Annotated in this window: 12 protein-coding genes; 7 read left to right on the top strand and 5 right to left on the bottom strand. The window is 47.4% G+C overall.

The features are described from left to right. The first annotated feature begins 305 nt into the window (after positions 1-305). Positions 306-689, top strand: coding sequence for a gamma-butyrobetaine hydroxylase-like domain-containing protein (locus ACR2PX_RS28255; RefSeq protein ID WP_434002691.1), 384 nt, complete (start codon positions 306-308; stop codon positions 687-689). Here the strand turns inward: ACR2PX_RS28255 and ACR2PX_RS28250 are convergent. Then, positions 682-1,167, bottom strand: coding sequence for a hypothetical protein (locus tag ACR2PX_RS28250; protein ID WP_434002690.1), 486 nt, complete (start codon positions 1,165-1,167; stop codon positions 682-684). The two genes, ACR2PX_RS28255 and ACR2PX_RS28250, sit on opposite strands and share 8 nt — an antisense overlap. A gap of 224 nt (positions 1,168-1,391) precedes the next feature. Here ACR2PX_RS28250 and adk point away from each other — a divergent pair, with 224 nt between their 5' ends. The 5 genes from adk to ACR2PX_RS28225 all read left to right on the top strand — a co-directional run bounded on the left by adk (position 1,392) and on the right by ACR2PX_RS28225 (position 5,790). After that, positions 1,392-2,042, top strand: a complete 651-nt coding sequence (gene adk, locus ACR2PX_RS28245) for an adenylate kinase (RefSeq protein ID WP_434002689.1) — start codon at positions 1,392-1,394, stop codon at positions 2,040-2,042. Between the two features lie 152 nt (positions 2,043-2,194). Next, positions 2,195-2,866 carry a tRNA (adenosine(37)-N6)-threonylcarbamoyltransferase complex dimerization subunit type 1 TsaB gene (gene tsaB, locus ACR2PX_RS28240; RefSeq protein WP_434002688.1) on the top strand — a complete coding sequence of 224 codons (672 nt, stop codon included), beginning with the start codon at positions 2,195-2,197 and terminating at the stop codon, positions 2,864-2,866. Positions 2,867-2,930: 64 nt separating this feature from the next. Further along, positions 2,931-3,734: an undecaprenyl-diphosphate phosphatase gene (locus ACR2PX_RS28235; protein WP_434002687.1), complete on the top strand. Its 804-nt coding sequence runs from the start codon at positions 2,931-2,933 to the stop codon at positions 3,732-3,734. A 358-nt stretch (positions 3,735-4,092) separates the two neighbouring features. Continuing rightward, complete coding sequence (locus ACR2PX_RS28230) at positions 4,093-4,752, top strand: peroxiredoxin (RefSeq protein ID WP_434002686.1); 660 nt, start codon at positions 4,093-4,095, stop codon at positions 4,750-4,752. 249 nt (positions 4,753-5,001) lie between these two features. After that, entirely contained in the window at positions 5,002-5,790 is a 789-nt protein-coding gene (locus tag ACR2PX_RS28225) for a class I SAM-dependent methyltransferase (protein WP_434002685.1), read from the top strand. A gap of 86 nt (positions 5,791-5,876) precedes the next feature. Here ACR2PX_RS28225 and plsB read toward each other — a convergent pair whose 3' ends face one another. From plsB to nth, 4 genes are all read right to left on the bottom strand, one after another. Beyond that, entirely contained in the window at positions 5,877-8,357 is a 2,481-nt protein-coding gene (plsB, locus tag ACR2PX_RS28220; protein WP_434002684.1) for a glycerol-3-phosphate 1-O-acyltransferase PlsB, read from the bottom strand. Between the two features lie 506 nt (positions 8,358-8,863). Beyond that, entirely contained in the window at positions 8,864-9,250 is a 387-nt protein-coding gene (locus ACR2PX_RS28215) for a hypothetical protein (RefSeq protein WP_434002683.1), read from the bottom strand. Between the two features lie 49 nt (positions 9,251-9,299). Then, positions 9,300-10,430 (bottom strand): succinyl-diaminopimelate desuccinylase, encoded by a 1,131-nt coding sequence (gene dapE / locus ACR2PX_RS28210; RefSeq protein ID WP_434002682.1) that lies wholly within the window; start codon positions 10,428-10,430, stop codon positions 9,300-9,302. Positions 10,431-10,508: 78 nt separating this feature from the next. After that, complete coding sequence (gene nth / locus ACR2PX_RS28205) at positions 10,509-11,141, bottom strand: endonuclease III (RefSeq protein WP_434002681.1); 633 nt, start codon at positions 11,139-11,141, stop codon at positions 10,509-10,511. A gap of 183 nt (positions 11,142-11,324) precedes the next feature. On the opposite strand from nth, the gene ACR2PX_RS28200 reads away from it, so the two are divergent. Next, the gene (locus ACR2PX_RS28200) at positions 11,325-11,540 is read left to right on the top strand and encodes a hypothetical protein (protein WP_434002680.1); all 216 of its coding nucleotides are present in this window, start codon (positions 11,325-11,327) and stop codon (positions 11,538-11,540) included. The last annotated feature ends 115 nt before the right edge of the window (positions 11,541-11,655 follow it).

The raw sequence follows: 11,655 nt of genomic DNA, 5'->3' as shown, positions 1-11,655 counted from the left end.
AAAAGCTGTCTGATCGTTTAGCTTTCTGAAAAAGGAGTTTTTGACGAAAAATGCACTTAAAAAGCTGAGTTTCCACACCATATTGCCGCAACTACCCACGAGATAAACGAAAGTACAGCATATTTGTACCTCTGAAGAAACTCAAGTGTGGCATGGCTTATAACCAAAACCTTTTATCCCTGCAAAATCATCAGGGGTGCTGAATAGTTACAAATTTTTTTGAGCTGATTTAATGCTTGGTATGATCTGGGTTCTTACAGGCTTCGTTAAGCCTGAGTTTTGATGATTTGATAGAGATTCTCCACATGCAGCGTAAAATTCCTGAAGCATTGAACCTTCATAAGCAGTCCCAGTTGCTGGAGCTTAAGTACGGTGCAGAAGAAGCCTATCAGCTCAGTAGTGAAATGCTTCGTGTCCATAGCCCTTCTGCCGAAGTTCGCGGGCATGGCAAACCTGTGCTGCAAACGGGTAAAAAGCAAGTCCAGGTCACCAGTATAGAAATGGTGGGCCATTATGCGATTAAAATTCACTTTAATGATGGCCATGACAGCGGTATCTATGATTGGGGCTACCTCTACGACCTTTGCAGAAATCAGGAAAAATACTGGGAAACCTATCTGGAGAAACTCCACTTGGCGGGGGAAAGCAGAGAGCCTGATGCAGAGGTTGTTAAACTGATGCTCAGTTGAACAATGAGCCTTTGGGCTTCCACAGGAATACCGCTTTGTCCCAGGGGCAGTTGTAGAGCTGCATCATGGTTTTTTCGTTGTGAGTCATCACGACCTGATAAGTGATAGATTCTTTTTGGGGTTTACTGGTGAGAATAATGGTAGCGGGCCTGCTCATCAAAACCGGGGTACCTCCCAGGTTTCGGGTCTGCTGGTAGAGAATATTCATAATAGTCGTGATACTTCCGTCCCCGGGGTCGTAGGAGAAGTTCTCGTTAAATGAAATTCGGTAAGTGCGGTTGTCTGCAGGCAGATCGCTGATGTTTTTGCTGAGCTTGCAGTTATTCAGATCAAGGTAACCCGAAGGAGGACGGTTGCTTTTTATGGCAGACAGGAGCCAGCGATGTCCCATGATTTTAGCGTTGGGGAGCGCCTGAACGGTTACTGGAATGAGCATAGCCAGTAGGGTCAGTATCTTTACCTTATATGACCTTCTCATGTCTGCGTCTCTTCAGAATTAGTTTTCTGAACACTGTATCGGCCAGATGACCCGGAAATTTTATGTTGAAGGGCTTGCCTCTTTCGTATGGATGGCAGGTGGTGCTCGATTAGAATTTTCCTGTATCAACTTGTAACGCAGTGACTCTCTGTATATCCTTTGTGCCTTTTAAAATCGTCATAACAAGGCTCTAACATTTGGCCTTGTCAGACAGGAGCCTGTTCATGAGAGTGATTCTGTTGGGTGCCCCGGGTGCCGGAAAAGGTACGCAAGCCCAGTTCATCATGGAAGAGTTTGGTATTCCCCAGATCTCTACCGGCGACATGCTGCGCGCAGCAATCAAGGAAGGTACTGAGCTGGGCCTGAAAGTGAAAGCGGTTATGGATTCCGGGTCCCTGGTCTCAGATGAAATCATCATTGAACTGGTTCAAGAACGTATTGCCAAGGATGATTGTGCCAAGGGTTTCCTTTTTGATGGTTTTCCAAGAACCATCCCTCAGGCTGAAGCACTTCGTGATGCCGGTGTCGATATTGATCATGTGATTGAGATCGCAGTGGAAGACGAAGAAATTGTTCAGCGCATGGCGGGCAGACGTGTTCATCCTGACAGTGGTCGCACTTATCATGTTGTTTACAACCCTCCCAAGGTTGAGGGTAAAGATGACGTCACGGGTGAAGACCTGGTGCAACGGGATGACGATATCGAAGAAACCGTTCGCAAGCGTCTGGGTGTTTACCATGATCAGACAGCCCCGCTGGTCAGCTTCTACAAAAAGATTGAAGGTCAGACTCGCTATACCCGTGTAGAAGGTGTTGGCAGTGTTGATGATATCAAGGCAACAGTGATCAGTGCTCTGAAGCCTGTGGCTGCCTGATACGGCATAGAGGTCGCATCGCAAGGTGCGAGTTTGAGAAAAAGGACGCTTGTGCGTCCTTTTTTACGTTCTCAGGATACTTTCTCATGAGCTGACAACGATATAATGCGCCGTTGAATGCATGAGATGCTCCCATCTACAGAGATACATTGATGAAAATTCTGGCTCTTGATACCGCTACAGAAGCCTGTTCAGTTGCATTAAACCTGAACGGTGAGATTGTTGAGCATTTTGAGTTATTACCCAGAAAGCACAGTCGTGAGCTATTGGGAATGATTGATAATCTGTTGAAAAAGCAGGGAGTCAGCTTGTCTGATCTCGATGCTTTGGCATTTGGCCGTGGGCCGGGAGCTTTCACTGGCCTTAGAGTAGCTACGGCCATGGTGCAGGGGCTGGCTTTTGCCATAGATAAACCTGTTGTTGAAGTATCAACCCTCAGGGCCCTGGCTCAGGAAGGTTTAAGGGTGCATCAGTCCAATGCTGTGCTGGCAGCGATTGATGCCCGTATGGGGGAAGTTTACTGGGGAGCGTTCAAGGAAAAAGAGGGGCTGATGCAGCCTGTGATGGAAGAAAAGGTCATCGCACCTGAAAAGGTTATTGTACCTGATGGAGAAGGCTCTTGGCTGGGGATGGGGACGGGGTGGCAGTTTAAGGATCAGTTAGCTGCAAATGTAGACGTATGTTTTCCAGAGGCTTATCCCAGGGCTGCCGATATAGCAATTCTGGCAGCGGCCGATTTTAACGAAGGACTCACTGTACCAGCAGAAAGAGCCAGACCTGTCTATTTAAGGGATAAGGTTGCGCTCAAGAAAAGCGAACGATAAACCTCGTTCTCTTAACTACTAACTTTTATGAGCTGACATTATCCAGTAAAGGGGGGATGCTATCGTGGATAGCCTTCAGATCATTATTCTTGCCCTGCTTCAGGGTGTTACAGAGTTTCTGCCGATTTCCAGTTCAGGTCATTTGATTTTGCCCGCCCAATTGCTGGGCTGGACGGATCAGGGGCTGGCATTTGATGTCGCAGTTCATATAGGCACCCTGATAGCGGTTGTAGGGTATTTTCGTCAGGATCTGATCCGAATTGCTTTGGAGTGGCTTGGGTCTCTGACCGGTAAAGGCTCAACGGTGAACAGTCGGCTGGGCTGGTATTTAATCTTTGCAACCCTGCCAGCCGTTCTGGTCGGCTTTGCACTGAAATCGGTAGGACTGGATGAGGCCATGCGAAGCATTGCTGTTATTGCCGGAACGACCTTGATTTTTGGTGCCCTTCTGGGGTGGGCTGATTATAAAGGGAAAAAAATACAACCCATTGAGACTTTGAATTTCCGTCAGGCCATGATCATTGGTTTTGCCCAGGCTATTGCCCTGATTCCAGGGACATCCCGTTCCGGTATTACCATAACGGCTGGCCTTATGCTCGGTTTAACCCGTGATGCGGCCGCTCGCTTTTCCTTTCTTCTCTCCATACCGGTGATTCTGGGGGCGGGTCTGTTACTGACACTGGATCTTCTGAAAACTACGGAGCCGGTAGACTGGAACGTCCTATTTTCAGGAGCGTTAGTCGCTGCGGTGAGTGCCTGGGTTTGCATCCACTTCTTTCTATCTTTTATCAATAAAATCGGATTGATGCCTTTTGTTATTTATCGGTTTATTCTCGGCGCGGTATTGATTGCTGTAATGGTCTTCTAACACCATTCACTCAAAAATCAAGGGCATAGCCACCTTTTCTGTTTGAAGAGGTGGTTTTTAATAATAAATGAATACTCATATTCTTTGTTATTAATAAATGGCTTTATCTACCGTTTGTAAATTCTAGTTGATCATTTGCTTAAACAGGCTTTACTTCTCATAGATTGTAATTCGGGGCAGGTCAGGTAAAGCTATACCTATACCTGCTTTAGGTTTTTATTAATGAGAGCGTTTTTTCATTATCAGAAGGTGATGAAGAAATTATTCCCGGGAGCCTGTTACTCTTTTTGGATTTCTGGCTGAAATGGCCTTAAGTCCGGCAGACTCCTGGTCCATGGCTGACCCCTGAGGAATTGACATGACTTTGAGAATTAATGACAGTGCCCCTGATTTTACCGCTGACACCACCCGAGGCTCCATTCGGTTTCATGACTGGATAGGCGATTCATGGGCTATTTTATTCTCCCATCCTAAAGACTTTACGCCAGTCTGTACTACAGAACTGGGGTATATGGCTCGTCTCCAACCAGAATTTGAACGACGCAATTGTAAAATTATTGGTCTGAGTGTGGATCCGGTAAATGATCATGAGCGCTGGGCCAAAGATATTGAAGAAACCCAGGGTTACCTGCCTCAGTACCCTATGATTGGTGATACAGATCTTAATGTTGCCAAGCTCTATAGCATGCTGCCTGCAGATGCAGGGGAGACTTCTGAAGGGCGAACCGCTGCAACCAATGCAACGGTTAGAACGGTATTCATTATCGGGCCTGACAAGAAGATCAAACTGATGATGACTTACCCGATGACCACGGGAAGGAATTTTGACGAGATACTTCGTTCACTGGATTCGATTCAGTTGACCAGCAGGCACACGGTTGCGACCCCGGTGAACTGGCAGCCGGGTGAAGATGTCATTATTCCTCCTGTGGTCACAGAAGAAGAAGCTAAAAAGAAATTTCCGGAAGGTTGGAAAACGCTAAAACCTTACCTGAGAATTGTTGCGCAGCCAGATTAAATTCTCGCTTCTGCATTTAAAATTTTTCTACCATTGAGAAGCAGTAGACCAAACGTCTGCTGCTTTTTACTATGAAAAATAGAGTTCTTTGCCATTTTTTATCGTTGAGAGTGACACAAACTGTTTTTCTTCGCTCATGGCTGTTGATGGTTTAGATATCCAGAAAAGCATGAATGAAGGTTTCAGGTTTTCAAACGCCAGACCAGTGTTAAAATCCGACCTATCTCGAATGTTGTGAGCAAAAGGCGAATGGCCATTTCTGTCGTTGTGCAAAGTCATCCGGACCCTGATAAGCAGACCTATCTTGAGACACTTCTCCAATCACTTGATGGAGTCAGTCTGATTGAAGATCTGAATAGCTGCCAGGAAGGTACTCTTATTCTTGGATTTGAAGAGGATCGTCTTTCATTAAAGAGAGCCTGTGGAAAAGAAAAGCCTGTCAGTGTTGATTTTGTCGGTGGAAAGGCAGCCCATCGGAGAAAGTTTGGCGGTGGGAAAGATCAAGACATTGCCAAAGCGGTGGGTTTGAATAAAGGCGTTAAACCTCATGTGCTGGATGCAACAGGGGGGCTTGGGCGAGATGCTTTCGTTCTTGCCAGCCTAGGCTGTCAGGTGACAGTGATTGAGCGCTCTCCGATTATTGCGGCTTTGCTGGAAGACGGTATCAGAAGAGCGATGGAAGATTCGGAAGTTTCAGACATTGCTGTGCGTATGCAACTCATCAAAGATGACAGTCGTCATGCCATGGAATCGTGTTTGGCAGCTGGAGAACAGTTTGATGTGGTTTATCTGGATCCAATGTTTCCACATAAAGAAAAGTCGGCTGAAGTAAAAAAGGAAATGAAAGTGTTTCAGGCACTTCTATCAGGAGATCCCGATGCCGACGAGCTTCTTGAACCAGCCCTGGAAGTGGCCCGATACCGGGTGGTGGTTAAAAGGCCTCGACTATCGCCCGAGTTGGGTAATGCTTCGCCTACCTATAAGCTAGAGGGGAAAGCCTGCAGGTACGATATCCATGCTCTGAGAGCTTTTGAGTGAAAAGTTTGTTTTTTGAGTAATCCATCTTTCACCCTCATTAAGAGAGTGAAAGATGGGCGTCCCCTTGAACATTGACCCAGGAGGGATTAATGCTCTTCGATGGGGGCAGGCTGAGTCTTGGTCGTTTGCAGAATACTGTGTCGGACTTCGCTGGTTAGAACCTTGAAAGCTTCATCTGCAACCATTTTGACTTCTACACCAAAGTTGAGCTTGTTGGTTTGGGTGATCTCCACCACATTATTCAGTCGCAAAAGCTCGATAAAGTTTTTGAACAAAGCCTTGTCAAAGAACTCCGGTGCATTGAGTCCGTGAATAATGGACAGTCTCTGTGCCAGATCCCGACTCTGGTTTTCCAGGGTTTCCTGTTCAATACTGCCACTGCCATTGCTGATCAACAGGCTGATGACCATAAAGAATCGCTCAAGAGTCTGTGCAATGGCACGGGAAAGAACGGTCAGGGTAACGTACTGTACGGAGCTGTACTCAGGCTGTCGGTAATAGCCTTCGTGGTCACTGATAATCAGACCTTCACTTTCCAGTGTATCCAGCCATTTGGCGACTACTTTCAGAAAGCCCCTCTCACTCCATTTGAGAAAGAGTTCAGACTTCAGATAAGGGTACAAAATGGAGCAGACTCGGAAGATTTCTCTCTGTGTCATGGCGCTGTTGTTGATAAACAGGCAGCTGAGCAGGGAGGGTACTGCAAACATATGCAGAACGTTATTCCGGTAATAGGTCATCATTACCGCTGTTTTTTCATCAAGGCTGTAAACGTCGCCCAGAGAGTCACTGAACCTGTTGAGCACATCCAGCTTTTCGACGTATCGGATGACACTGTGACCATCCATGTCGGTAATGACGGTTTTGTCACTGTAAGGAGATTTCTTGAGGAGTCGCAGATAGATCTCTATCAGCAATACCAGCTCCTGTTCTCCCAGTGCGTGACGAGGCGTTGAAAGCAGAGCCATGGAAACCAGATTAACCGGATTTACAACCGCAGCTGAGTTGATCTCGCTGGCAATATTGAAAGCCAAAGTGTTCGTGGTTTTTTTCAACCACTGAGGCTTAAAGCCTTCTGATTGTTCATGCTGCCATTGAGGGACTTCTTTATCCAGGAACTCACCCATGCTGATGGGGTTGCCAAAGTTGATCCAGGCTTTACCAAACTGATCCTTCAGGGCTGCCAGTGTTCGAATAACGTCCAGCGGGGACTCTTTTTTCTTGCTCTTGCCTCTCAGTTCACCCATGTAGGTACTGACTTCCAGCAATTTTTCATAACCAATGTAAACCGGTACAAACAGTACTGGCTTGCGGCTGTCTCTCAGATAGCTTCTTAGGCTGATAGAGAGCATGCCGGTTTTCGGAGTCAGAGTCCGACCGGTTCTGGAACGTCCACCTTCAACAAAGTATTCGATCGGGAAGCCGCGACTGGACAGGGTATGCATGTATTCATGGAAGACGGCGCTGTAGAGAGGGTTACCTCTGAAAGTCCTTCGCATGAAGAACGCGCCGCCCTTACGAAGAATAGTGCCAACGACAGGCATGTTCAGATTGATACCTGCAGCAATATGAGGAGGTGTCAGACCCTCATAATACAAGGCATAGGAAAGCAGAAGGTAGTCAATATGGCTCCGATGGCAGGGCACATAAACAATGCTGTGTTTCTGAGACAACTCTTTGATCGGATCAACATTATTAATGGATACGCCGTCGTACAGCTTGTTCCAGAACCAGGTTAACAGGATGTCCATGAACCTGAGTACTGGGTAAGAGTAATCAGAGGCGATTTCGTTGGCGTACTGTCTTGCCTTGGTTTCGGCTTCAACCAGAGTGATTTCCTGGGCTGCGGCTTCGGCTTCTATAGCTTTACGAAGTTGGGGGGTATGAATCAGGCCATTGACCAGAATCCTGCGATGAGAAAGATCGGGACCAATGACCGACTCTCTGAGCTGGCGAAAGTGCACCCTTAGGATGCGACCAATCTTTCGAAGGGTTCTGGAATGTTCCTGACCTTCATCCACCATTTCCCGAAGGGACATGGCCGGGTTGAAGTGAACCATGATCTGTCTGCCATGGAGCAGAATGGCCATAAACTTGCTGAATCGCCCACCCAGACTGAAGTTCCAGTCGAACAGTAGCTTGAGAGCTGACTGCTCTTTGTCGGGAGCCCGCCCCCAGAAAATACTGATGGGAACCAGCTGTACATCCTGATCTGGGTGCTCTTCTGTCTCTTTGAGTAAGTTGTTGAGCGTGTCAGCAGCTTCCGGGTGCTCTCTCTGAAGAAGAACCCCTCTTTGCTGGGTCAGATAAAAGTAGGCTTGATCACCACTCTTTTGATCCTTGTGAATAAAAGCATAGGGTCGTGGAAGGCCCGCTTTTCGACACTCGTGCTCAACCACCATCAGATCAGACAGAGAACGGTTACGAAGTACATAGCAGACAGGTTTGTCTGGCTGAATCCCAAGGCTTTCTGCGGTGTTGTTATGAACAGTTGTTCTAACCCATGTGAATAACAGCTTTCTCAAACTGTGAAACAAAAAGCGACTGAGAGTATTGGGTTTGTGCATGGAGCTGGCCGCGGCCTGAATTCAAGAGGGTAAATGACAATTTTATCATGAAAATGCTGCTTTACTCGCAACTCATGAGAAGCGGGATCTAAACAAGCATTTTCAATGGGGTCGCTTTACAGATAATGTCTTTATCCAGAAGCTTGGATATTCAGGCTTCATGACATTTTTAGCGCAAAGCTGGCTTAATCGGAGGATTCTAGCTTGAATATAGGCGGTGGCGCAAAGAAGAAAATGAATATCTCGCGGATTGCCTTGCCCGGACATTTCATAAATTGCTGCGATGCTCACGCAGAACCTTGTGGTACTAAGGAGTTTGGCGATTGAGCGCCGTACTGGTGTGTACGGTCGATTGAGCCAAGCTTTCTTAGTGCCGCAAGGGGCAAGTGAGGGCGCACGCAAATTTATGAAATATCCGGGCTAGTACGTCCGTTAGTCTTTAGTTCTTGGAGAAAGTGAAAAAGAGGCCAGAAATGCAGTGTTGCATCTCAGGCTGAATGAAAATTTCAGAGGGCGTTAGGCCAGGAAAGCGTGCTTTCTTCCCCTGCTTCTGTCATCTGCCACCATTCATCCATATCTTCACCGTCTGACCAGGGTGCGGCATTAGCTCTCACCCGGCATTTGGCAAAATTGTTCAGGCTTTTGGCACAGGCGATGTCATCGCTCCAGGGAGTCTTATTGGATTTGAACCAAATACTGGTCCAGGCTTTGCCAACTGCACCCTCGACAATCATGATTGGGGTTGAACCTTCCTGCCCATGAAGCAAAAAGTCATGGACCTTTTTACCACTGCCCAGAGTTTCAACGGTGTCAAAATGAGCCGTGAGCCATTTCTGGATCATCTCAAGGCTCAGGTCTTTGGCATAAATTTCTATATCTTCAACGTTATTCATAAGGTCTGTAGCGTTAGAAAACAGTCATGAACGGGAAAACAGCATGTGATTACGCCAGCAATCGTTTCAGAATGCCCTGATAAATCCGGCCAAGGTCATCAAGGTCACTGGCTTTAACGCATTCATTCACTTTATGGATGGTAGCATTGACCGGACCCAGCTCAACCACCTGGGCACCGGTTGGCGCTATGAAGCGGCCATCGGAAGTTCCACCAGAGGTAGACAGCTCGGAGTCTATGTTTGTTTCCGCTTTGATCGATTCTTTGGCCGCATTCACCAGAGCACCGGGGCGGGTCAGGAACGGCTGACCACTGACATGCCACTCAATATCGTATTCGAGGTTGTGCCTATCCAGAATAGTCAGCACTCTTTTCTGCAACTCTATGTCAGTCACTTCAGGGGAGAAGCGGAAATTAAAGTTAACGTCGCACTTACCTGGAATGACATTGCTGGCACCTTCTCCAGCATGAATGTGCCAGATCTGGAAGCTGGTGGGGGGAAAGAAATCATTGCCCTGGTCCCATTCTTCACCCGTCAGTTCTGACAGAGCCAGAGCTACTTCATGGACCGGGTTTCTGGCCAGATGCGGATAGGCAACGTGTCCCTGAATGCCACGAATGACAAGATGACCATGCATGGAGCCACGGCGACCGTTCTTGATAATGTCCCCTACCTGATGAGTACTGGAGGGCTCGCCTACGATGCACCAGTCAATCTTTTCGTTACGGGCTTCCAGATGTTCAATGACTTTTACCGTACCATTCTGGGCTGGACCCTCTTCATCACTGGTGATCAGAAATGCAATAGAGCCTTTGTGATCGGGGTGTTCGGCAACAAAGGATTCGCAGGCAGTAACCATGGCGGCCAGGCTGCCTTTCATATCTGCAGCTCCGCGCCCCAGCAGCATGCCATTTTCATCAACACAGGGGGAGAAAGGAGGGTTATCCCATTTCTCTACGGGACCGGTAGGGACAACGTCGGTATGGCCGGCAAAGGCCAGAACAGGTGCAGTGTCACCTCTGCGAAGCCAAAGGTTTTCCACTTCGCCGAACCGCAGTTTCTCTACTTTGAAGCCCAGAGGCTCCAGTCTGCTGATCATCAGGTCCTGACAACCTTCGTCCTCAGGCGTGACGGAGGGACGTTGTATCAGATCTATAGCGAGTTCAATTGTAGGGGTCATGTGCGGCTTGTCTGTTCTATCGTTTAAAGTTTTTCACTTTGAAAGAGGATTGTACCACTTCAGCTGAACCTTTGTTCTTCAGGAAGTCTTTTCCTTGAATTCACACAGGTCTTCAATAATGCAACTGCCACACTGAGGCTTTCGGGCTTTGCAGACATAGCGACCATGGAGGATCAGCCAGTGATGAGCGTCCAGCAGGAACTCTTTAGGAATCAGCCGGACCAGTCTTTTTTCCACTTCCAGAACATTTTTGCCTGGAGCAATCCCGGTACGGTTGGAAACCCGGAATATATGAGTGTCAACAGCCATTGTGGGTTGTTTGAAAGCGGTGTTCAGTACCACGTTAGCGGTCTTTCTGCCGACTCCCGGTAAGGCCTCCAGGGCTTCTCGGGTATCGGGGACTTCGCCTTCATGTTGGTCGAGCATTATTCTGCAGGTTTTGATGACATTCTCGGCCTTGGCATTGAACAGTCCAATGGTCTTGATGTATTCCTTCAGGCCTTCAACTCCCAGATCAAAAATGGCTTGGGGCGTATTGGCTACAGGGAATAATTTGTCAGTTGCCTTGTTAACACCGACATCGGTTGCCTGAGCTGACAGAATCACGGCGATTAGCAGCTCAAAGGGTGAGGAGAAGTTCAATTCCGTAGTCGGGTTGGGGTTCTGGTCCCGCAACCGGGTAAATATCTGGGTCCTTTTTTCCTTGTTCATCCGGTTTTCCTGCAAAGCCTGTAGGTTGAGAAAAGCCTTTTGCCTGGGTTCTTTATGAAGAATGGGCTGGCAAGTAGCTGCTCAGGTCAAAAAATCTGAGGCGATTCTAACATGAAGGTCAGGTAGCTCATGAAAGAAGGCTATATTTTCTATATCTGATGAAATTTCTCAGGCATGGATGCCATGATTCCAAGATTACTGTTTTTGCTTTCCGGCTTTTTTCTGCAGTCTGTTTTTGCCTCCGATTCAGAAAGTATTTTCTCCAGGGGAAAGATCAGCAGCCTGGTCACCAATGCTGCCGAGACATTCACGGGTTATTACTCTGCTAATGACTACTTCTGCGGCTCGGTGAATGTGATGTTACTGGAAGGCTGGGAAATCATCAGCCTGAATCCGTGAGTTCATGATCGTTAAATTTGCCAAAAACTCAGTAATATCAGCATCTGTAGACTAATATTTGCTCATCTGGGTTTTCACTCTATAAGTGCATTTTTGTGGAACTGAAATTTGAGCA

Source organism: Endozoicomonas sp. (assembly GCF_051008435.1).
In the GTDB taxonomy this organism is placed as follows: Bacteria; Pseudomonadota; Gammaproteobacteria; order Pseudomonadales; family Endozoicomonadaceae; genus Endozoicomonas_A.
This window is presented reverse-complemented; position numbering and strand designations above follow the sequence as displayed.

What these genes read in the sequence shown, in the direction of transcription:
- ACR2PX_RS28255 (WP_434002691.1), top strand. Translation starts at nt 306, where the DNA reads ATGCAGCGTAAAATTCCTGAAGCATTGAACCTTCATAAGCAGTCCCAG.
- ACR2PX_RS28225 (WP_434002685.1), top strand. Translation starts at nt 5,002, where the DNA reads ATGGCCATTTCTGTCGTTGTGCAAAGTCATCCGGACCCTGATAAGCAG.
- ACR2PX_RS28200 (WP_434002680.1), top strand. Translation starts at nt 11,325, where the DNA reads ATGATTCCAAGATTACTGTTTTTGCTTTCCGGCTTTTTTCTGCAGTCT.
- dapE (WP_434002682.1), bottom strand. Translation starts at nt 10,430, where the DNA reads ATGACCCCTACAATTGAACTCGCTATAGATCTGATACAACGTCCCTCC.
- plsB (WP_434002684.1), bottom strand. Translation starts at nt 8,357, where the DNA reads ATGCACAAACCCAATACTCTCAGTCGCTTTTTGTTTCACAGTTTGAGA.
- nth (WP_434002681.1), bottom strand. Translation starts at nt 11,141, where the DNA reads ATGAACAAGGAAAAAAGGACCCAGATATTTACCCGGTTGCGGGACCAG.
- ACR2PX_RS28230 (WP_434002686.1), top strand. Translation starts at nt 4,093, where the DNA reads ATGACTTTGAGAATTAATGACAGTGCCCCTGATTTTACCGCTGACACC.
- ACR2PX_RS28250 (WP_434002690.1), bottom strand. Translation starts at nt 1,167, where the DNA reads ATGAGAAGGTCATATAAGGTAAAGATACTGACCCTACTGGCTATGCTC.
- ACR2PX_RS28215 (WP_434002683.1), bottom strand. Translation starts at nt 9,250, where the DNA reads ATGAATAACGTTGAAGATATAGAAATTTATGCCAAAGACCTGAGCCTT.
- adk (WP_434002689.1), top strand. Translation starts at nt 1,392, where the DNA reads ATGAGAGTGATTCTGTTGGGTGCCCCGGGTGCCGGAAAAGGTACGCAA.
- tsaB (WP_434002688.1), top strand. Translation starts at nt 2,195, where the DNA reads ATGAAAATTCTGGCTCTTGATACCGCTACAGAAGCCTGTTCAGTTGCA.